The sequence below is a fragment of the Comamonas sp. BIGb0152 genome (genome assembly GCF_024809975.1).
Lineage (GTDB): Bacteria > Pseudomonadota > Gammaproteobacteria > Burkholderiales > Burkholderiaceae_C > Comamonas.
In genome coordinates, this window is record NZ_JANUDY010000011.1 from 17,719 (window position 1) to 38,465 (window position 20,747).

A 20,747-nucleotide genomic window follows, 5' to 3' on the forward strand; every position below is an offset into this window, starting at 1 on the left:
CCGGGCGGCCTACATTCTGCAATCGAATACCGGCGCCGTCCGCTACGCCTGCGGCAGCAAAGCGGTTAGCATGCCAAACATTGCCGCCACAACAAGGAGATTGCCATGCCACGACTGTCCCCGGAGTCACGCACCCGCCGCCCGCATCTGCCATCCTCCAGCACCCCGGCCACTCGCTGGTCACTGTCTTTGGCAGCCGTTGCCACGGCGGCCTTGCTGGCCGCCTGCAGCAGCCCGCCCAGCCTGCAATACCAGCCCCCGGCAGCGGCCGATCAACCCGAAGGCAGCTCCGGCTGGACCGACAAGCCAGGCTGGGCCACCGAGCAATTCGCCGTCGCTGCCGCCAACCCCTTGGCCACCGATGCCGGCTACCAGGTGCTGCAGGCGGGCGGCTCGGCCATTGATGCGGCCATTGCCGTGCAGCTGGTGCTGGGCCTGGTTGAGCCGCAATCGAGTGGCATTGGTGGCGGCGCATTTTTGCTGCATGCGCAGGGCAGCAAGGTCGAGGCCTATGACGGCCGTGAAGTCGCCCCCATGGCGGCCGACGAAAACCTGTTCATGCAGGGCGGCAAGCCCATGGCCTTCCATGAGGCCGTTGTGGGCGGTCGCTCAGTGGGCGTGCCCGGCGCCATCCGCATGCTGGAGATGGCGCACAAGGAGCATGGCAAACTGCCCTGGGCCAGCTTGTTTGCGCCAGCGATTCGCCTCGCTACCGACGGCTTCAAGGTCAGTGCGCGCCTGAACGCCCTTACCGCACAAGAGAAATTTCTGGGCCAGGACCCGGTTGCCAGCGGCTATTTTCTGGATGCCAGCGGCAAGCCCTGGCCGGTAGGCCATCTGCTCAAGAACCCCGAGTACGCCGCCGTGCTGCAGGGCATCGCCCAGCACGGCTCCAAGGCCTTGCTGGAAGGCCCGGTGGCCGAGGCCATGGTGCGCAAGGTGCAAGGCCATGCCAGCAACCCTGGCAAGCTCAGCATGGCCGACCTGGCCGCTTACCAACCCATCAAGCGTCAGGCCCTGTGCAGCGATTACTCGCCCAGCGCAGCAGGCGCGCCCGCCAGCCAGCCCGCATCCACCCGCAGCTACCGCCTCTGCGGCTTTCCGCCCCCCAGCTCAGGCGGCATCGCGGTGGCGCAAATCCTGGGCATCTTGGGCAACACCCCCGCAGGCCAGATGGGCCTGGGCACGGACGGCTTGCCCCAGGCCGACTGGCTGCACCTGTATGCAGAGGCCTCGCGCCTGGCCTTTGCCGACCGCAACCAGTATGTGGCTGACCCCGCATTTGTCGGCGCACCGGCAGGCGATTGGTCCAGCCTGCTACGCTCGGACTACCTGGCCCAGCGGGCCCGGCTGATTGGCGCGCGCAGCATGCAGCAAGCCCAGCCTGGCCGGCCCGGCAGCGTACAAATGGCCTATGCCAGCCAGCCCTACCAGCAGGAGTACGGCACCAGCCATATCAGCATCGTCGACCGCTACGGCAATGCGATTGCGATGACTACCACCATCGAAGACCAGTTCGGCTCACGCCAGATGGTCAACACTGGCCGGGGCCTGGCCGGCGGCTTTTTGCTCAACAACGAGCTGACCGATTTCAGCCTGGCGCCGCGTGATGCGCAAGGCCAGCCCATCGCCAACCGGGTCGAGCCGGGCAAGCGCCCACGCTCGTCGATGGCGCCCACCCTGGTGTTTGACAAGGCCACGGATCGCCTGGTCATCAGCGCCGGCAGCCCGGGCGGTGCCTGGATCATCCACTACACCACCAAGACCTTGTACGGCATGCTCAACTGGGGCCTGATGCCGCAGCAGGCCATCAACCTGCCCAACTTCGGCAGCCTCAACGGCCCCACCGTGCTGGAGGAAAAGCGCTTCCCCGCCGCCACCGTGCAGGCCCTGCAGGCGCGGGGCGCCGAGGTCAAGGAGCAGAACCTCACCAGCGGTCTGCAGGCCATCTCGCGCGGCGAGGCGCATGGTAAATCCTGGTGGTTTGGAGGGGCCGACCCGCGCCGCGAAGGCGTGGTGATGGGCCAATAGCCAACCTTTGGCGTTAACAACACACGAGCCGCTTGCGGCTCGTTTCTATTTGCACACCCCTTTTTGCGAACCTGGCCACCCACAGGCTGGAGTTCTTCTGGTTTCAAAAAATGAATCCCCAGAGATTTTTTGCAGGTAAGATATTTTCAGAAATTTTCACCTACAAGAACTTTATCACTCCATTCATTAAATAAATATTTGAACCCAATGCCCGCATTCAGAATCCAGGCCGTCAAATGTGTTATTTCGTCAATTTGAATACCGTGTTCATCACCCCACCCATCGGTTAAACCATGAAGCCCTTGAAGCATTTATTCCTCTTTTTAGGCACTGCCTTTTTAATCACAGCCTGTGTCAAAACGGACAAGCCTACTGCAGCTCCAACTGGAGAGAGCGAAATCAGACAAAAAATTGCCACGCTATACGCGACCTACGAAGACTACCGCGAGGCGCTTTACAGCCAACCCATAGCCAGCAACCTGTTTTCAGCGGATCTGACAAGGCTGTTGCAGCAAGCGGTGGACCTCTCCAAGGCCGACATAGAGCGCGTGGCGAAAAGCGAATACCCGACAGACAAGCCGGCATTGCTGGAGGGATCCATGTTCACCAGCCTGTACGAGGGGAAAACCAGTTACACCATTACATCCATGGATATCGCACAAAGCGTCAACCCACTGGGTATGCAGGCAGATGTACGGGTTGAACTGGAAAATACGAGTGTATCCCCCACAATCACCTGGACGGATTCCATCCATCTGGTCCATGCAGATGACAGTGGGTGGCGGGTTGCCAATATCACTTTCTTCAAAGAGATAGCGCATACGCCCGACCTGGTATCGGGCTTGCAGGCGTTTATTGCCGCCAACCCACAAGCTAAACCAAGGCCCCAATAAACTGACTGAAATACCAGGGCCTTATTCATTTTAGATGGCCTGCGGCAACACCTGCTCACAGCTACTGGTGCTGCGCGTTGCCGGCCTCAGCAAGTGCCCTCTACAATGCACGCTCCACGAACCGTGCAGCGACAAGCAAATAGACAAGCTGTACCTGTCCAGATTCATACACCAGAGGGGAAATACATGAAAAAACTAGGCATCGGCATTGCCGCAGCCGTGGCCGTGTTGGTCGCCGGTGGCGCAGCCACGGGCTACATGGTCGGCAACAACATCGAGCAAGGTTTTGCGACCGCCGCCAAGGAGTGGAGCAAGCCGCCTCTGCTGGTGCAGGTGCAGGATTACCAAAAGGGCATTTTCTCGTCGACCGCCCAAACCCTGTGGACCGTGGACACCGGCGAAGAAAAGCTGCAGTTCACCGCCCAACATGCCATCAGCCACGGCCCACTGCCCCTTGCGCACCTGGCAGAAATCGTCTCCACCTTTGCCATCAACCCCGATGCGCCCCCCGAGTGGGTAGTGGCTTTCAAGGACAAGGCGCCTCTCGTCTGGAAGAGCAAGCTGGGCTGGTCCAAGAACACCCAAAACGAGGTGACATCGCCCGCCTTCAATGGCGAGTTCGGTGGTGACAAGCTCGCCTTTGGCGGCTTCAAATCGGACTTCGAGATGTCCTCCGATTTCAGCCGCATCAAGGGCGATGCCTCCATGCCCAGCCTGCTGATGCAGACCAAGCCCGGTGAAGACGACGACGGCCAGGCCTCCGAGATGCTGATGAGTGGCAACACCATGCGCTTTGACATGCACCAGCCTGCTGGCCAGGAATTCATGGTGGGCAGCCTCCAATGGGCGCTTGCCAGCCTCAAGGTCACGCCCAAGAACGGCGATACCCCGGCTGAAATGGCCGACCTGAAGATGGTGGCCGACACCCAGCTGGCAGGTGACGTGGTCAACACCACCATCAATACCTCGGTCAAATCCTTTGTGCAAAAGGACCACAAGATCGACGATATCGCCGTTGACCTGGGCCTGCACAACCTGGACGCCGGCTGGCTGAACCGCTTCACCAAGGAATCCCAGCAGATCCAGGGCGACCCGCAGGCCATGCAAACACTGTTGATGCAAGGCATGCAGCAGCTGCTGGCACGCAAGCCTGAGCTGGAGGTCAAACGCATCAGCTGGCGCACGGCTGAAGGCACGGCCGAGGTGGCAGCCTCCCTGGCCTACCAGGGTGATGCCAGCAAGCCACTCAACCCGATGATGGACTTCAAGGCGCAGCTGCGCCTCGATATGCCCAAGCCTGTGCTGCAGTCCCTGTACGCCAGCAAGGTGCGCGAGACCTACCTGCAGGAAAACGAGGGCGCCGAGATTGACGAAAAGCAGCTCGCCAGCTTCGTGCAAGAAGATGTGGCCACCCGCCTGAGCGGCTTGGTGCAAGCGGGTTTGCTGGTCGAGAGCGGCGACCGCATGAGCTCGAAGCTGCAGTGGGAACAAGGCCAGCTGCAGGCCAATGGCAAGCCGCTGGACCAAAACGGCATGATGGGCCTGCTGTCCGCCATGCCCTAAGCCACAACGCTGGCCACTAGCACCTAAAAAAACCAAGCCCGCCATCTCGACGATGGCGGGCTTTTTTGTATGCGTTGCGCCAAGCCAGCGGCAAGCCGCCAGCAGCCAGCTACTCCACGAACTCTTCCTCGCCCGTCAGGCTTTGCTGGCGCAGCTCATCGTCCTGGCGCAGGTAGGACTTGATCAGGTCAAAGAAGCTGTCGTAGAAGGTGGCCGAGCTGACGGTTTCGCTGCCGACCTTGACCATGGAATCGTTGCCGGCAGAAAAAGGCAGAGACAGCGAACCTAAAGCGCCCACGCCGACGCTGGCCGAGTTGCTGCTTTTCTTGAGGTTGTAGGTGTCCTTGAGCGCGGAGACAAAGCCCAGCGTCACCTTGCCGTCTTTGCTGTCGGCCGCGCAGACCACGCGGATGGTGATGATCTGGTGGTTGTCGGTGGCGGGCTGGAAGCTTTTTTGCCCCTCCACCTCTTTGCCCTTGGAGACATTGATCAGATAACCTTGGCTCAGCAGCGCACGGCGTGCCGCCTCGCAAGCGCGCTCAGGCGGTGCATCAAACAGGCGCGAATAGGTCGATGACGAGCCAAAGGTTTCATGGGCTACCACGTTGTAGCGGTGGTTGTCGGTATCACGGTCCAGGCTGCCGCAACCCGATACCGCCAGCGCCAAGGCCGCCACCAAGGACCAACCCACGAACGAGCGCTGAGGTTTGCAGCTGGTGGATGCAGCCAGTAAAAGTAGGTCTGAATGCTTGCCCAACATGAACGAAACGAACTCCCGAAACAACAAGATGACCTGGATGACAGGGATGCAGGCCAAGCCGGACCACTGTAAGGGATGCAGCGGGCGCAGCATGTCAGCCAACGCCTGTATAGCATGCCCCCTGCGAGGGGCGAAGAGGCATGCTACCAGCCGTGTCGCTCAGCGCAAACAGCGCCTGTCTGGTTTACCAAATTTTGCATATTATGCGCGGCATTTGCCCAGGATGGAAAAGCACAAGGCGCTATGCTTTTAAAAGCAGCTTTACTCCATGCCATCCTAGCCATGCCCACATCTAACCCAGCCCGCCATTCCAACTCCACCATGCTGCAGCGCCGCCGCCTGCTCCAGGCAGGCAGTGGCCTGGTGCTGCTGCCCTGGCTGCACAGCGCAAGCGCTGCGGCAACCGACGGCTGGCCTGCGGACTCCCGCGTTCCCGGCGGCGTCGCGCGCCTGTCGCTAGGCCCCGCTGCCGAACGGCCCCAAGCCTTCGCGGGCGATATTCCACTGCTGGTGTTGGGCGACGCCATCGAATGGACGGCCCTGGTCGGCATACCGCTGTCGGCCACCCCCGGCCCGGCCGAGATCAAGCTGCAGACGGCGGCAGGCCCGCGCAGCATCCCCTACACCGTGCGCGACAAAAAATACAGCGAGCAGCGCCTCAAGGTGGCGCCCAAGACGGTGGATCTGTCTGCCGCCGACAACGCCCGCTACGAGCGCGAGCGCGACCACCAGCAACAGGTGATGGCCACCTTCAGCACACCCCTGCCTGCACAGATGCAGCTGCCGGTGCCAGTGCCCGGCAGGCGCTCCAGCTCTTTTGGACTGCGCCGGGTGTTCAACGGCCAGTCACGCAATCCGCACAGTGGCATGGACATCGCAGCAGGCACAGGCACGCCGGTCAAGGCGCCGCTGGGCGGCACCATCATCGATGTGGGCGACTACTTCTTCAACGGCCACACCATCTGGATGGACCATGGCGGCGGCTTTCTCACCATGTACTGCCACCTGAGCGCCACCCAGGTGCGCGAAGGCCAGAGCGTGCGCGCTGGCGAGGCGATTGGCAAGGTGGGCGCCACCGGCCGCGTGACCGGCCCCCACCTGCACTGGGGGGTGATGCTCAACCGCAGCATGGTGGACCCCGCTCTGTTCCTGCCCGCCTGATAGCCGACTGAAGAACACCTGTGGTTATCCCATATATCTGTGGGTCAGCATGTGGACAAGGCTCTGGACAAGATGGCAAGTCTTTGAGTCACTTCAATAATTTTCATGCGCCTAAGATTTAGGCAGTCACTGCCGTAACAGCAGCAATGAACGGGCAGTCAAGCGCCAAGCTTGGCCTACACCGGCACCTGCGGGCAGCCCCTAACATGGCAAGCTAAGTTTGCTTTCACCCACTGCAGCGCGCCCACGCGCTGCCTCGAACAAGGAAAAACAGCATATGCAACGTTGGAAACTGATGAGCCTCAGCGCAGCTGCTGCCATGGCCCTGGCCGCCTGCAGCAGCACCCCATCATCCACCACCACCACGACGCCGGCCACGGGCAGCGTCGCACCCGCCATGAACGCCTCCGCTGCCGACCAAACCCTGCAGGCCTACCACTGGGATCTGGAGCGCGCCGAAGACCAGGCCGGTCGCGCCCTGCCTGCCTTCACCGCCTTGGCACCCAAGAAGGTGCTGCGCCTGGGCTTCAGCGGCGATGCCAAAACGGCGCACCGCGTGAGCATCGGCAACCTCTGCAATGTCATGGGTGCGGGCTACCAACTCGATGGCGACAAGATCAGCATCACCAACCCCATCGGCACGATGATGGCATGTGAGCCTCCACTGATGCAGCTGGAGCAGGCCGTCAGCGCCCAGATCACGCGCGCCGAGAGCCTGCGGATCACGCAAGACAACAACGCGCCGCGCCTGACCCTGCAATTCAATGACGGCAGCCGCTGGCTGCTGAAGTCAGTGCCCACCAACGCTACCAAGTACGGCAGCGCAGGCGAGACCATGTTCTACGAAGTGGGCCCACAAACCAAGCCTTGCAGCCACGGTGTGGCCAAGGGCGTGCAATGCCTGCAGGTGCGCGAACTGCGTTATGACAGCAACGGCCGCAAGACGGTGACCGGCGACTGGCAGCACTTCTACGGCAATATTGAAGGCTACCAACACACGCCCGGCTACAGCAATGTGCTGCGCCTCAAGCGCTACACCATTGCCAACCCGCCTGCAGATGCGTCGCGCTACGCCTATGTGCTGGATATGACCGTGGAGACCGCCAAGGCGCCTTGATAAAGGCCCGGTGGGCACCAGCGCGCCCACCGATGTGAGGCGCCTCCATCCTGCCCCTGCCCCAGTCCGAAAACGCCCAGCCCCCCGTTGCCGCCCAAGCGCAGTGACGGGGGGTTTGTTTTTTCTGGGCACGGCGCTAGCGCGGGATCGGGCCGCAGATCGTACCGAATCCCGTACACGGCATTGCGCTCAGCAGGCTCTGCAAAACCCTCGCCCATGGGAGGGACGCGGATCGGGATACGCGGCAAGGCGTCTTTTGAAGGCGAGCTGTCGCCATTGCCGAGCAAGACAGCGCAGCGGATCGCCCGAGCCCGCATTCAGACCACGGCAGGGAGTTTTGCAGAGGGTCCCGCAGGTCTTGGTTCACCAAGGCCTGCGCAGCTATCCCGCGCTTTTGGGCAAGGCCTGCCTGCCGCATGGATAAGCCCAACTCTTATATAAGAGTTGATTCGCCATGGCAGAATGGCGCCACAACTACCCACAACCATTCAGCGGTTGCAGCAGCTGGGCCTTTGCAAGCTGCGCACTCCCCCATGCCAGCGACTACCAACTCTGCCCCTCCGCCGCTGCTGCGCGACCAGCACAGCGGCTTTCTTGTTTTCCTGATCGCGCGGGTCTTTGCCGTGGGTGCCACCCAGATCCAGGCGGTGGTGGTGGCCTGGCAGGTCTATGACCTCACGCGCAACCCCATGGCCCTGGCCTTTGTCGGGTTGGCCCAGTTCATTCCGATGCTGCTGCTGCTCTTGCCCGCTGGCGAGCTGATCGACCGCCTGCCCCGCAAGAAAGTGCTGGCCACCAGTTGGGCCTTGGGCAGTGTCTGCAGCGCACTGCTGCTGTGGCTGTCTGGCCATGGCAATGCTGGCGTGGCGGGCATCTATGCGGTGCTGGTGCTGTATGGCGCCACCCGCGCTTTCTCGGGCCCGGCGCTGCAAAGCCTGTTGCCGCAGTTGGTGCCGCTGGCCCTGCTGCCCAAAGCCATTGCCACCAACAGCGTGGTGATGCGCTGCTCAGCCATTGGCGCGCCCATGTTGGGCGGCTTTTTGTATGCCGCCGGCGGGGCGGTATGGACCTACGGTGTGTGCATGCTGGCCTTTGCGGTTGGCACGGCACTGCTGCTGCGCGTCAAGGTGCTGTATGCAGCGCCCAAAGTGGCGACTGAGCCGGGAGCCCCGCGCGATTCCATCTGGCAGCGCTTTGGCGCGGGCATCCGCTTTATCTTTGGCCGCCCTATGGTCTTGGGTACCATCTCGCTCGACCTGTTTGCCGTACTGCTAGGCGGCGTGGTGGCGCTGCTGCCCATCTATGCCCATGAAGTGCTGCACACCGGCCCCGAAGGCCTGGGCCTGCTGCGCAGCGCCATGGCGATGGGCGAAGTCTGCGCGGGCCTGTACCTGAGCAGCCGCCCCTTTGGCACCCAAGTGGGCCGGCGCATGATGCTGGCCGTGGCGGTGTTTGGCCTCGCCAACCTGGTGTTCTCGCTGTCGCACTGGCTGTGGCTGTCCTGCCTGGCCCTGGCCGTGGCGGGCGCGGCCGATATGGTGAGCGTCTATGTGCGCGGCTCGCTGCTGCAATTTGCCACGCCCGACAACATGCGCGGCCGCGTCAATGCGGTCAACATGCTGTTCATCGGCTCGTCCAATGAGCTGGGCGAGTTCCGCGCGGGCAGCAGTGCCGCCTTGCTGGGTGCCGTGCCCGCTGCGGTGGCTGGCGGACTGTGCTCGCTCTTGGTGGTGGGGCTGTGGACGCGGCTCTTCCCTAGCTTGTGGAAGGTGAACCGCTTCGAAGACGCGCAGCAGCAGTCTGCAGGCCGATAAGCCCGGGCCGTCCACACGCTTTTCAAAAGGCAGTCAGAGGGCATTCACCGGCAGTTTGAGAAAACGCCGGCCCTGCGCATCGGCATCGGGCAGGCGGCCCGCGCGGATGTTGACCTGCACCGAGGGCAGCATCAGCTGCGGCATGCCCAAGGTCGCATCACGCGCTTCGCGCATCGCCACAAAGGCCGCCTCGTTCACGCCATCGTGCACATGGATGTTGTGCGCACGCTGCTCAGCCACCGTGCTGCACCAGGCAGCGGTGCGCCATGCAGGCGGGTAATCGTGGCAGACATACAGCACCGTCTGCGGCGGGTGGGCCAGCAGGCGGCTGATGGAGCGGTAAAGCGCGCGCGCATCGCCGCCGGGAAAATCACAGCGCGCCGTTCCCACATCGGGCATGAACAAGGTATCGCCCACAAAAATGGCAGCCACGGCGCCGGCCGCTTCCACGGCATAGGCCAAGTCGACGGGCGTGTGGCCGGGAACGCCCAGGGCTCTGATGCGCGTGGCACCCAGCACCAGCACGTCGCCATCACAGAGCAAACGGTCAAAGTCGGCCCCTTGGGGCGCGATGCAGTCGTCCATGCCATAGATGCCGCCAAACACCTTTTGCACGGTGGTGATCTGCTGGCCAATCACAACTGGCGCAGCCGTCCCTGCTGCGCCTGCTGGCACTTGCGCACGCAGCCATTGGGCTGCCGACAGGTGGTCGGCGTGGGCATGGGTCTCCAGCACCCAGCGCAAATCCAGCTGCTGGGCTTGCAGATAATCGACGATGCGCTGGGCCGACAGGGTGCTGCTGCGGCCACTCTTGGCATCGAAGTCCCAGACCGGGTCTACCACCGCAGCCTCGCGGCTGGCCACATCGTGCAGCACATAGCTGACGGTGCTGGTCACCGCATCGAAAAATGCCTGAACACCAAAGGAAGCTGCGGAGGCCATAATCAAAACACCTTCACAAGAGAATATATTTTTTAATATAGTGAAAATCAACTTGATAATCAATATCAATATACAAAAACTTACCCCGGAGCCGCTAGCTCCACGCCCCTCCGCTTCCGCAATCGCTGCGCCAAAGCCCCAAGGGAGGCTCCGCAAAACCCTCGCCCCATGGCATGCACGCGGATTGGGATGGGCCGCAAGGCGTCTTTTACAGTCAATAGCAGGCTATTGACAAAGAAGACAACACAGCGCCTTGCCCAATTCCGCGTTCAGACCACGGCAGGGCGTTTTGCAGAGCCTCCCCAGCCGTTGCCGCCCTCAGGCGGGCCAACGCGGATCGCTTGCCGCTGCGCTGCCGCTTGAGCCAAGGAGATTTATGAATCGGCGACACAGCAGGGCATGGTGCAGCCCGCCTTGTCGCAGACACCGGCGCGATGGCAAGAATACCGTTGACCAGCGCGCAGATGCGGGCCTGCTGGCACGGCTGCAGACGCAAAATACCCCATACTGCCAGCGCCCTCAAGCACGGCGTCCTCTCACCGCCACCGAAAGCCTCTTATGTCCATCGCTCTGTCTGCCTTCACGCCTTTGGCGGCCCTGCTGGGCGGCGCCTTGATTGGCCTGGCCGCCGTGCTGCTGGTGCTGTTCAATGGTTGCATTGCCGGTATCAGCGGCATCGTCGCTGCCCTGCTGCCGCCGCGCCCGCAGGGCGGCACCTGGCGGCTGGCCTTTGTCGCCGGCTTGCTGGCCGCGCCCTGGCTTTACCGCCTGTTTACACCCCTGCCTGCCGCCAGCAGCCCGGCCAGTTGGCCCCTGCTGGTGCTCGCTGGCCTGCTGGTGGGCATTGGCACGCGCCTGGGCTCGGGCTGCACCAGCGGGCATGGGGTCTGCGGGCTCTCCCGCCTGTCGCGGCGCTCCCTGGTCGCCACTTTGACCTTTATGGCCTGCGCTTTTGCCACTGTGTTTGTGCTTCGCCACGTGCTTTGAGGAGGCTGTCATGACCGTTGTGATCGCTGCCATCGCGGGTCTGCTGTTCGGCCTGGGCCTGCTGGTGTCCGGCATGGCCGATCCCCACAAGGTGCTGGGATTTCTGGATCTGGCAGGGGCCTGGGACCCCTCATTGGCTCTGGTGATGGGCGGGGCCATCGCCGTGGCTCTGCCAGGTTTTGCCCTGGCCCGCCAACGCGGGCGCAGCCTGTTGGGCGAGCCCATGCCACTGCCGCCAGGCAAGCTGGTGGATGCGCCACTGTGCATCGGCTCGGCGCTGTTCGGCATAGGCTGGGGGCTGGCCGGTTACTGCCCCGGGCCGGCACTGGTCGGCATCGCGGCGGGCATACAATCGGCCGCCATTTTCAGCGCGGCCATGATGGTGGGTATGGTGCTCTTCGGGCTATGGCGCAAGCAGCAACCACCAAGCACTATAAAATAAATAGCAAACATCCCCTCATGATGGGCAACTGGCCCTTCCATCCCCATGCCTCTTGCCATTGACCCCGCCTTTGCCCATGCACACCCCCAGGACTGCCCCCTGCCCGTGCTCTGGCGCGACGAGCACCTGGTTGCCATCTACAAGCCTGCCCAATGGCTGGTGCACCGCACCGGACTGGATGCCGGCGAGACGCGCTTTGTCGTGCAGACCCTGCGCGACCAGATTGGCCAGCATGTCTTTCCGCTGCACCGGCTGGACAAAGGCACCTGCGGTGTGCTGCTGCTGGCCCTGCATGCAGAAGCCGCCAGCCGCACGCGCATGCAGTTTGAAAACCACCAGCTTCACAAACGCTACCTGGCCATGGTGCGCGGCTGGGCACCTGTGCACTGTGATGTGGACCACGCGCTGCGCCCGGATGACGCGCCAGCAGATGCGCCGGCCCAGCCTGCGCAAACCCGCTTTGCACGCCTGGCCAGCATGGCACACCCCGAGGCCTACGACAGCCGCTTTGCAGGCACGCGCCTGTCCTTGGTGCTGGCCGAGCCGCACACCGGGCGCCGCCACCAAATCCGCCGCCATCTCAAGCACATCGCCCACCCCATCATTGGCGATGCCACCCATGGCAAGGGCCCGCTGAACCGCTGGTGGGCCGAGCTCCTGGGCCTGCAGCGGCTGTGGCTGCATGCCTGGTCGCTGTCGCTGCAGCACCCTTACACGCAGGCGCCTTTGCATATTGACAGCGGCCTGCTGCTGCCCAACACAGCAGCTACAGCACCCGCAGCAGCGGCCCGCGAGGCGGAACCACACCCCAGCCTGCAGCAATGGCAGGCGCTGCTGCGCAGCCCGCATTGGTCGCGTGATTGACAAGCGGGGGTTGCGCACAGCGCCACCACTGCAAGACCAGAGGCGCACCTAGTTTTTCAAATACGCGCACACTCGCCCCGTGCAAAATCAACAAACAACATCTTCTCCCGCCAGCCGCGCTGCTGCACCAAGTCCAACGCTCAGCCCCGCCGTCTTGCTGCTGATGGCAACGGCCTGCGGCCTGTGCGCAGGGGCCAATTACTTCAACCAACCACTGCTCAACTCCATCGCGCACGCGCTGCAGGTGAGCGAAAGTACGGCCGGCATTCTGGTCACCTGTGCGCAGGTGTCTTATGCCATCGGCCTGCTGTTTCTGGTGCCGCTGGGCGATATGCTCGAGCGCCGCAAACTGACCGTGGGCCTGATGCTGCTCGCAGCGATCGGCCTGCTGGTCAGCGGCTTTGCCGAGTGGATGCCCTCGCCCTTCACGGCCCTGGTACTGGGCACCCTGGTCACCGGCCTGTTCTCAGTGGCCGCGCAGGTGCTGGTGCCCATGGCCGCCAGCCTGGCCCCGCGTGAGTCGAGCGGCCGCGCCGTCGGCCTGGTGATGAGCGGCCTGCTCACCGGCATTTTGCTCTCGCGCACCGTCGCCGGACTCCTGTCGGCCGTGGGCGGATGGAGCCTGGTCTACAAGGCGGGCGGCATCGCCATGGTGCTGGTGGCGCTGGCCCTGTACCGGGTGCTGCCCAAAGTAGCGCACAGCGGCCCACGCCTGCCCTATGGCCAGGTGCTGGGCAGCATGGCCACCTTGGTACGCACGCAGCCCCGCCTGCGCACCCGCACCTTGCTGGGGGGCCTCGCCTTTGCATCGGTCAGCGTGCTGTTCTCGACGATGGCCCTGATGCTCGGCGGCCCCGAGCACGGCCTGAGCGATTCGTCCATCGGCCTCATTGGCCTGTCGGGTGTGGCCGGCGCCTTAATGGCCAATGCTGCAGGCCGCCTGGTAGACAAGGGCCTGGAGCGCCCGACCACCGCCTTCTCGGTGCTGCTGTTGGTCGTCAACTGGGCGCTGCTGTGGTACAGCCAGCATTCGGTGTTCCTGTTCATCGTCGGCATGCTGGTGATTGAGCTGGCACTGCAAGGCACCCACATCTGCAACCAGAACGTCATCTACCGCCTGGCACCCGAGGCGCGCTCGCGCATCAATGCCTGCTATATGACGGGCTACTTCATCGGCGCATCGGCAGGCTCGGCCATCGGCGCCTGGGCCTGGCACCACGGCGGCTGGACGGGTGCCTGCATCGCTGGTGCGGTGTTGGCATTGTTCAATGTGGCGGCCTTGCTGGCTGACCGCAGGCTATCCCATCCGAGCGCGCCCACCACCGCCGGCGCGGCATAGGGGCATCTACCCGGGGCTGCCCGCCGGGGGCTACCCCCTGGCGCTGTCGCGCACACGCCCAGGGCGGCAAGGAGGACAATGGTAGGCTTGCATCTGCGCCGCTCTTGGCAAGCCGCATCCCCGGCTTGCCAACAGACAGCGGCACGCACTGATACGAGCCAGACCATGTACGTCGACCAACACAACGCCCCCAACATCAACCAGCTCACCGCATTCCGTCGCGATCTGCACATGCACCCCGAGCTGAAGTACGAAGAAAACCGCACTGCCGACAAGATCGCAGCCTATCTGACGGCGCTGGGCATTCCCATGGTGCGCGGCCTGGGCACCACCGGCATCGTGGCCAGCATCTACGGCCGGGGGCGCGATGCCGCCAACCCGGGGCCGGCCATTGGCATCCGTGCCGATATGGATGCGCTGCCGGTGCAGGAGACCAACCAGTTTGGCCACATCAGCCAGTACCCGGGCCGCATGCATGCCTGCGGCCACGACGGCCACACGACGATGGTGATGGGCGCGGCCGAGCTGCTGGCTGGCCAGCGTGATTTCGACGGCACGGTACACCTGATCTTTCAACCTGGTGAAGAAGGCGGCGCTGGTGCCCGCGCGATGATGCAAGACGGCCTGTTCACGCAGTTCCCCTGCCAGGCCGTGTTTGCGCTGCACAACTGGCCGGCCCTGCCGCAAGGCCAAATGGGGGTGCGTGTGGGGCCGATCATGGCGGCTGCGTTGCGCTTTGAGATTGTGGTGCGCGGCCGGGGCGGCCATGCCGCACTGCCCCACACCACGGTGGACCCGATCCCCGTGGCCTGCTCCATCGTTGGCCAGTTGCAAACCCTGGTCTCGCGTGGCACCGATCCGCTCGACGCCGCCGTGCTGACCGTGGGCAAGATCGAGTCGGGTACGGTGGAGAACATCATCCCCGACGAGGCGCGCATCTATGGCACCTGCCGCAACCTGACCCTGGCCTCCCAGCAGTTCCTCATCGATGGGCTGCACCGCGTCTCCAGCCACATCGCCGAGGCCCACTTTGCCAGCGCCGAGGTCATCATCAAACCCGGCTACCCCAACACCACCAACCACCGCAAGGAGGCGCTGTTCATGGGCGAGGTGATGCGCGAGGTGGTCGGCAACAGCCACGCCCACACCGATGTGCTGCCCGCGATGACGGCCGAGGACTTTGGCTTCATGCTCGAAGAAGTGCCCGGCGCCTATGGCTGGATCGGCAATGGCACAGACGGCCAACCCGGCGTGGGGCTGCACAACCCAGGCTATGATTTCAACGACAACAACATCGCGCTAGGCGCCAAGTTCTGGGACCGTCTGGCACGCCGCTGGTTCGATACCCAGGCGCTGCGCTAAGCGCTCACTGCCGCATGGGCTGCTTGCCCATGCGCAAGCCCCTGCCGCCTGATCTGGAGCCCCGTTTGCAGCGCATATCTACCCTCTCGCACCTTCCTCAGCGGCTCGCCCGCGCCAAGCGGCACTTGCCCCAGCTGCTGCTGGGGCTGGCCTTGCTCGCCGGCGGGCACGCCGCCCAGGCACGCACCGCAGCGGCATCCGCGCCTACGCCCGCACCCAAGCTGGCACCTACCAGCAACCCGGCTTGCCCTGCCCCACCGGTTACTGACCCGGCGGTGTACGAGGCCCAGGCGCGCAAGCCGCAGCCTGACAGGGGCGTGCTCTGGGAGCTGCGCCGTGGCCAAGAGGTAGCCTACCTCTGGGGCAGCATCCATGTGGGCCAGTTGTCCTGGATTTTTCCGGGCCCGCGCACCACGCAGGCGCTGCGCAGCGCACCGGCGATTGCGTTGGAGCTGGACCCGGTGGACCCCGCCACCCTGCAAGCCTTGACCCAGGCCATGCGCGAAGACAGCGACCGGCAAAAACTGGTCATGCGCCAGCACCCAGAGCTGCTCAGCCGCATGGGCCAGATGGCGACCGCATCCTGTGTGGACATGACCGCCTGGCAGACCCATGCTGCAACCTTGGCCCGGTTGATCACGCTGAGCATGCAGGATGTGGCGCGCAGCGGCTACCTTGCCGCCTACGGCATTGACCTGAACCTGGCCGCGATGGCGCATGCGGTGGGCAAGCCCGTCAAAGCCATCGAGACCGCACAAGAACAACTGGCAGCCATCGGCCTGGGCGGCAATGGCGTGCCAGCGCAGCTGGCCACGCCCGATGACATCCGCAAGGCGCTCGATGACATCGACAGCGGCAAGGGCCGCCAGGTGGCACTGGACCTGGCCCGGTACTGGGAAACTGGTGACCTGCCCGCGCTGGAGCAGTTGCTGCGCGACTGCCAGTGCCTGGGCGACATGGGCATGAAAACAGCGCTGCTCGATGACCGCAACCAGCGCATGGCTGAGCGGTTGCCGGCGCTGATAGCGGCCAATCCCCAGCTCTTCATCGCCGTCGGCCTGCTGCACATGGTGGGCGACAACAACCTGCTGGGGCTGCTGCAAAAGCAGGGCTTTACGGTGCGGCAATTGACTGGCAAAGGCGCCGATGCGGCCAACCCTAGCAGTCGCACTGCTTCTGATGACAAGCCGGCAACCGCGCCATAAAAAACGCCGCCTGCGTTGCGGCAGGCGGCGTACAAAAAGGCGGGCAAGCCCGCTGGATTACAGCGTGATTAGCCCGTGATTACAACGAGTTATGGCTGTGCGCAGCCAGCATGCCGGCATAGGGCTCCAGCACCCACTTCTGTTCAGCGGCATCGGGCGCCTGCGCCGCACTGGCTTGCACCACCTGGCCGTGCTCGGCACACAACTGCGCCATCGCGGTCGGGCTGATCAGGCCCTCACGCAGCAACAAGCCGGTCATCGCGACCAGCAAGCCGTTGTGTTGCACCAGCAGGTCTTGCGCACGCAGCATCTGCGCTTGCAGCAAGGCTTCGATACCGTCATTGCTGGGCGCCACCTCGGTATTGGTGTTATCGCCCGGCTCCTGGGACACATCGGTGCGCGACAGACGTGCACCAAAACCCAGGTGGCGCAGGTAGCGTGCCGCATCCGCCGTAGCCTGCAAAATGTCCTGCTCGGCACCCGTGGTACAGGCCTCCTGGCCAAACACATGGCGCTCGGCCGCGCGGCCTGCCAGGCCCACGCAGACCATGTCCAGCATATTGCGCTGCGAGGTCGCCTGCAGCTCGGTAAAGCTGTTGTAGCCGCCCTCGAAGGTGGCGATATTGATCTTCAGCTCCTGCGGCGTGCGGCCAAACAGCAGCGCATAGACGAGGCCATGTCCGGCTTCATGCACCGCCAGCAGCGCGCGAAAATCCACGCTGGTGCGCAGCTTGACCTTGTTCAGATCCAGCGGCACGGCAAAGCACTGCTGGCGCGGCCCGTCTTGCAGATCACACCGAATCTGCAAATGTGCAGCACCAGCGGCCATTTGCACCTGTAACTGCTGGCCCGCCTGCGCGCCCTGCTCCAGCGCCCACAGCGCCGCATCCACCAGCGCACTCGACAAGATCGTGTGCACCGACGAGAACAAGGGCCGCGTCCCCTGCGTAGGAAACACGGCATTCTGGTAGATCTGCGCCAGCACATCGTGGCCGATGACAAAGCGCAGCCCGCAGTTGGCTTCAATCCCCTGCACATAGTTGTGCACCGTCATGGCAATCAGCTGCTCGTAGGCCGAGCGGCTGAACGACGGGTAGATCACATGCTGGTTGCCCAGCCGGGCGATCTGCTCGGGCTTGAAGCGTTCGGCCAAAGCCCGCTTGACATCGATCAGCGACAACCGGCTGGTGAGCCGGTGAAAAATGTCGGCATCGGTATCGCAGTCCTCGACGCGGCTGGCCGTTTCCGTGTACATCTCATCGAGGTTGCCACAGACAAAGACCAGCAGCCGGCTGTAATCGGTCTCCCAGGATTGCTGGGAGCTGCGAAACTGGACCAGCAGTTGGTGAATGTAGTCATTGCTCCACTGCATGATCTCCAGCAAGGGCGCATCGAGCTTGAGGCTGCGCTTGAGTGCCTGGGCATCCCAAGCATCGATCTTGTAGCGCATCTTCTGCTTTTTGTGCCGCTCCTGCGGGTCGTCCTCTTCGGCCCGCTCGGCGTCATACAGCGCGTCCGCCAGCTTGCGCTCTATGCTGTGCAGCTCCGACAAGGCCGGCGGCAGCTTGCCGTCCGACAACAAGGCCCAGACATCCTGGTAGCGCTCGACCTTGCTGTCATCGCCACGGCTGCTCACGGTGCGGTAACGCTGGAACTCATCGAGCACCAGAATGCCGGGCGCGCCTTCCACCAGCCCGGCACTCTCGAGCGTGCCGGAGATGGTTGACGCGCCATAGCTGTCACCGTTTTGGCTGAATCCGTCCATCTGGACTTCGACAAAGCGATCATAAAAACCCAGCAGCTGCGCCAGGCGGCGCGTCAGCTGGGTCTTGCCCGTGCCTGTCAATCCCCACAGGCACACGATCACGGGGCGGGTAATGAGCTGGGGCATCACGTACCAGGCGCGCACAGCGCCCGTCACACGGTCAATCACGTCATCAATACCGATCAATTCGGTTTTCAGCTGGGCCGCAATGGCCTGCAGGTTTTGTTGACGCTCATGCATCTGAACGCGAAGCAATAGCTCCGGGGAGGTTTTCATTTCTTTCATGTTGTGCTGTCTCTTCATCCTGCGCATCGACTCAATCCCCTGGGTCGGCTTTGCGCGTCATCTGCTGCAGGGCCATCCGGTCGGCACGGCGCTGGGCGCCTTGGCTGCGGATGTGCTTGCCCGCAGCGCCGGACAGACGCCGCTGGGCCATGGCTTTGGCAACAGGGTTGAAAGGAGTGGCATCGGCCACAATCAGCAGCGCGATAGGCTGCTTCATGCGGCGCAAGGCCTTGACCCGGCCCTCTTCAAAGGCACGGGAAACCGTTTTTGCACTCATCTGTGCGGTTCCTCAGGGGCTTGGCGCGCCTTCAGCCAAAGGCCGGCGCAACAAAGCCCCAAAACAAAAAGCCCCGGCGAAGTAGCCAGGGCTTTTGTCGATTCCGGCTGCAGGCGTGCAGGCGGCAATCTAGGCCGAGGCTAAACCATATAAACATGGTTTAGCCGGGGCAGAAACCGTGTTCAGTGGAGAGGGTTGAACATGAAACAGGACATAGCAAAAACTCCCAATGGTGCGCTGCAGAAGGTCATTCGTTACTGCAGCGATAAGAAGACGAAGGCTGGACTATAGCGGAAAGTTCTTAACTACGCAAGCCCCATATACAGCCTGTTGCATAAAACTAACCGGCAACCGCTGGCTTCCGCCTCTTTTGCGCGGCTTTTTGCGCATAAAACGCAGCAACACGCCAACGGTAGTCAAAACCGCCGCTGGCGCGCCTTGTGGATCAGTAGCGCTTGCGGCCCGCCTTGCGATGCTTGGCATGCTCAGCCTTCTTGGCTTGTTGCAAGGCCTCGGCCGCCTCGCCTGCTGCGCGCCACTGCTCAAACTCTGCAGGGGTCTCCACGGTGATGCGGCCCAGCATTTGGGTGCGAAAGTCGGTAATCAGCAGCTCGGCCGCCTTTTGCATGTTGATGCGCCCACCGCCCATCACCGCGCCGCGCTTTTTGCCAATCAAGGTCAGCAGCTCGTCATCGCCCAGCGCGGCCAGCTCGGCGTCATCCAGGCCCAGCTTGTAGCGCTCGTCCAATTGGCGGGGGTAGTGCTTTTGCAGGTACAGCAGCAGCTCCAGCGCCACCAGCTCATCGTCATAGGCGTTGCGCCCGACCGAGCCGCAAACGGCCAGCTTGTAGCCTGACTCCGGCACGATGATTTTGGGCCAGAGCATGCCGGGCGTGTCCCAGAGGTAGAAGTCGTCGGCCAGCACAATGCGCTGCTCGTCCTTGGTCACCCCCGCCTCATCACCCGCCTTGGCCTGGCTCTTGCCGCTCATGCTGTTGATCAAGGTGGACTTGCCCACATTGGGCACGCCGCAGATCAATACCCGCATGGGCTTGGCCATGCCGCCGCGCCCAGGGGCCAATTGGCGGCAGGCCTCCACCAGGCGCTTGGCGGGCGCCGGCTCGCTCGCATCCAGCGGCAAGGCCTTGGTCTCGAACTGCGCCTCATACCATGCCACCCACAGCGCCGTGCGGCTGGCGTCGGCCATGTCTTGCTTGTTGATGATCTTGAGGGTGGGCTTGTGGCCGGTCAGCTCCGTCAGCGCTGGATTGGCGCTTGAGCCGGGCATGCGCGCATCCAGCACCTCGATGACCACATCGATGTCTTTGATGCGCTCGGCAATCAGCTTGCGCGTCAGGTGCATATGCCCGGGGAACCATTGGATACTCATACTCGTGCTTTCGGGGGGAATGGCAGATGGGCATTGCGCACACGCTTGCGCTGTGCCGGATAATGCTGCCATGTCTTCTATATCTCAACGCCAGTGGGATGCGCAGCGCAAATCCGATCAGGACCTGCTCATCAAAGGCATCATCTTGGTCTTGATAGGGCTGGTGATTGTGGTCTCGCCCTATGTCGCTCAGGGCGATATTGTGCAGGGAGTTTTTGCCAAGGCGCCCGCAGTCGGTTGGTTTTCCCTGGTATTGGGCGCGGCTTTTGTGCTGCGCTTTGGCCTGCGCCGCAAGGCCGTGCCGCCTCGGCCTGCGCAGTGAACCCTGCTGCTGCCCCTGCGCCACTGGGCAGTTTGCGTGAGGCGCGCCAGTGCTTTGCCGCACTGCAGGCCAGCGCCAGCGCCCGGCAAATCGTTCTGCGCGAACCCCCAACCGCCCCCACCACCTGCTGTGGCCGGGGCTGCAATGGCTGCGTCTGGGAAGGTTTTTTTGCCGCGGCGATGTACTGGCAGGAATGCGCGCTGGAGGCGCTGAAGCCCTAAGCCTCTG

General features: G+C 63.3%; 20 protein-coding genes. 14 read left to right on the plus strand and 6 right to left on the minus strand.

Annotated elements, in window-relative coordinates:
- Nucleotides 1-105 precede the first annotated feature (105 nt).
- Nucleotides 106-2,031, plus strand: coding sequence for a gamma-glutamyltransferase family protein (locus M2375_RS19105; RefSeq protein WP_259169555.1), 1,926 nt, complete (start codon nucleotides 106-108; stop codon nucleotides 2,029-2,031).
- Between the two features lie 146 nt (nucleotides 2,032-2,177).
- On the opposite strand, the gene M2375_RS19110 is transcribed toward M2375_RS19105, so the two are convergent.
- Complete coding sequence (locus M2375_RS19110) at nucleotides 2,178-2,342, minus strand: hypothetical protein (protein ID WP_259169556.1); 165 nt, start codon at nucleotides 2,340-2,342, stop codon at nucleotides 2,178-2,180.
- Here M2375_RS19110 and M2375_RS19115 point away from each other — a divergent pair.
- A complete protein-coding gene (locus M2375_RS19115; protein ID WP_259169557.1) occupies nucleotides 2,325-2,924 on the plus strand; it encodes a hypothetical protein in 600 nt (199 codons plus the stop codon). The two genes, M2375_RS19110 and M2375_RS19115, sit on opposite strands and share 18 nt — an antisense overlap.
- 186 nt (nucleotides 2,925-3,110) lie before the next feature.
- Nucleotides 3,111-4,487: a YdgA family protein gene (locus tag M2375_RS19120; RefSeq protein WP_259169558.1), complete on the plus strand. Its 1,377-nt coding sequence runs from the start codon at nucleotides 3,111-3,113 to the stop codon at nucleotides 4,485-4,487.
- A 109-nt stretch (nucleotides 4,488-4,596) separates the two neighbouring features.
- On the opposite strand, the gene M2375_RS19125 is transcribed toward M2375_RS19120, so the two are convergent.
- On the minus strand, nucleotides 4,597-5,178 hold the full coding sequence (locus tag M2375_RS19125) for a DUF2242 domain-containing protein (RefSeq protein WP_404979350.1): 582 nt from the start codon (nucleotides 5,176-5,178) through the stop codon (nucleotides 4,597-4,599).
- Nucleotides 5,179-5,529: 351 nt separating this feature from the next.
- On the opposite strand from M2375_RS19125, the gene M2375_RS19130 reads away from it, so the two are divergent.
- From M2375_RS19130 to M2375_RS19140, 3 genes are all read left to right on the plus strand, one after another.
- A complete protein-coding gene (locus M2375_RS19130) occupies nucleotides 5,530-6,408 on the plus strand; it encodes a peptidoglycan DD-metalloendopeptidase family protein (protein WP_404979351.1) in 879 nt (292 codons plus the stop codon).
- Between the two features lie 277 nt (nucleotides 6,409-6,685).
- Nucleotides 6,686-7,525 (plus strand): META and DUF4377 domain-containing protein, encoded by an 840-nt coding sequence (locus M2375_RS19135; RefSeq protein ID WP_259169560.1) that lies wholly within the window; start codon nucleotides 6,686-6,688, stop codon nucleotides 7,523-7,525.
- A gap of 533 nt (nucleotides 7,526-8,058) precedes the next feature.
- On the plus strand, nucleotides 8,059-9,339 hold the full coding sequence (locus tag M2375_RS19140; RefSeq protein WP_259169562.1) for an MFS transporter: 1,281 nt from the start codon (nucleotides 8,059-8,061) through the stop codon (nucleotides 9,337-9,339).
- Nucleotides 9,340-9,372: 33 nt separating this feature from the next.
- Here M2375_RS19140 and M2375_RS19145 read toward each other — a convergent pair whose 3' ends face one another.
- Nucleotides 9,373-10,281 carry an MBL fold metallo-hydrolase gene (locus tag M2375_RS19145; RefSeq protein ID WP_259169563.1) on the minus strand — a complete coding sequence of 303 codons (909 nt, stop codon included), beginning with the start codon at nucleotides 10,279-10,281 and terminating at the stop codon, nucleotides 9,373-9,375.
- 558 nt (nucleotides 10,282-10,839) lie between these two features.
- Here M2375_RS19145 and M2375_RS19150 point away from each other — a divergent pair.
- From M2375_RS19150 to M2375_RS19175, 6 genes are all read left to right on the plus strand, one after another.
- Complete coding sequence (locus tag M2375_RS19150; RefSeq protein WP_259169564.1) at nucleotides 10,840-11,268, plus strand: YeeE/YedE family protein; 429 nt, start codon at nucleotides 10,840-10,842, stop codon at nucleotides 11,266-11,268.
- A 10-nt stretch (nucleotides 11,269-11,278) separates the two neighbouring features.
- Nucleotides 11,279-11,710 (plus strand): DUF6691 family protein, encoded by a 432-nt coding sequence (locus tag M2375_RS19155; protein WP_259169565.1) that lies wholly within the window; start codon nucleotides 11,279-11,281, stop codon nucleotides 11,708-11,710.
- A gap of 45 nt (nucleotides 11,711-11,755) precedes the next feature.
- Nucleotides 11,756-12,574, plus strand: a complete 819-nt coding sequence (locus M2375_RS19160) for a pseudouridine synthase (protein ID WP_259169566.1) — start codon at nucleotides 11,756-11,758, stop codon at nucleotides 12,572-12,574.
- Between the two features lie 163 nt (nucleotides 12,575-12,737).
- Complete coding sequence (locus M2375_RS19165; protein WP_259169864.1) at nucleotides 12,738-13,913, plus strand: MFS transporter; 1,176 nt, start codon at nucleotides 12,738-12,740, stop codon at nucleotides 13,911-13,913.
- A 165-nt stretch (nucleotides 13,914-14,078) separates the two neighbouring features.
- The gene (locus M2375_RS19170) at nucleotides 14,079-15,275 is read left to right on the plus strand and encodes a M20 aminoacylase family protein (protein WP_259169567.1); all 1,197 of its coding nucleotides are present in this window, start codon (nucleotides 14,079-14,081) and stop codon (nucleotides 15,273-15,275) included.
- A gap of 29 nt (nucleotides 15,276-15,304) precedes the next feature.
- On the plus strand, nucleotides 15,305-16,480 hold the full coding sequence (locus M2375_RS19175; RefSeq protein ID WP_259169568.1) for a TraB/GumN family protein: 1,176 nt from the start codon (nucleotides 15,305-15,307) through the stop codon (nucleotides 16,478-16,480).
- Between the two features lie 79 nt (nucleotides 16,481-16,559).
- Here the strand turns inward: M2375_RS19175 and M2375_RS19180 are convergent, their stop codons facing one another.
- The 3 genes from M2375_RS19180 to ylqF form a co-directional block, all read right to left on the minus strand.
- A complete protein-coding gene (locus M2375_RS19180) occupies nucleotides 16,560-18,521 on the minus strand; it encodes an AAA family ATPase (RefSeq protein WP_259169569.1) in 1,962 nt (653 codons plus the stop codon).
- Nucleotides 18,522-18,561: 40 nt separating this feature from the next.
- A complete protein-coding gene (locus M2375_RS19185) occupies nucleotides 18,562-18,807 on the minus strand; it encodes a hypothetical protein (RefSeq protein WP_259169571.1) in 246 nt (81 codons plus the stop codon).
- A 445-nt stretch (nucleotides 18,808-19,252) separates the two neighbouring features.
- Nucleotides 19,253-20,197, minus strand: coding sequence for a ribosome biogenesis GTPase YlqF (gene ylqF / locus M2375_RS19190; RefSeq protein ID WP_259169573.1), 945 nt, complete (start codon nucleotides 20,195-20,197; stop codon nucleotides 19,253-19,255).
- 70 nt (nucleotides 20,198-20,267) lie between these two features.
- Here ylqF and M2375_RS19195 point away from each other — a divergent pair, with 70 nt between their 5' ends.
- Nucleotides 20,268-20,519 carry a hypothetical protein gene (locus tag M2375_RS19195; protein ID WP_259169574.1) on the plus strand — a complete coding sequence of 84 codons (252 nt, stop codon included), beginning with the start codon at nucleotides 20,268-20,270 and terminating at the stop codon, nucleotides 20,517-20,519.
- Entirely contained in the window at nucleotides 20,516-20,740 is a 225-nt protein-coding gene (locus M2375_RS19200) for an oxidoreductase-like domain-containing protein (RefSeq protein WP_259169575.1), read from the plus strand. The genes M2375_RS19195 and M2375_RS19200 overlap by 4 nt, the downstream gene beginning before the upstream one ends.
- Nucleotides 20,741-20,747: the final 7 nt, after the last annotated feature.